The following is a 236-nucleotide window of genomic DNA, read 5'->3' as shown; positions in this document are numbered from 1 at the left end:
GGGGCACACCTTAGCACGAGGAGGTGCCCCGTGGACCAGGATACCTTGCGGATCTTGCTGAGGGAAGCGGTGCGGGAGACAGTAGCCGAGGTTCTGCAGACGGTTCTGGAGCTGGACCGGACGGCCTTCTTGCAGGTGCACGGAGGCCGCAGGAACGGCTACTACCCCCGCAAGCTGGAGACCACCTTCGGCCAGGTGGACCTGAAGGTCCCTAGGGATCGGGAATCTCGGTATTA

The 236-nt window shown here is 63.1% G+C and carries 1 protein-coding gene; it reads left to right on the top strand.

Going from position 1 to position 236, the window contains the following annotated elements; genetic code table 11:
- On the top strand, window positions 1-236 hold a 236-nt coding region (locus tag ACYQ0J_RS13855), incomplete at both ends, for a transposase (protein ID WP_460172637.1).

The organism is Thermus sp. FJN-A, assembly GCF_054655095.1.
This window is presented reverse-complemented; position numbering and strand designations above follow the sequence as displayed.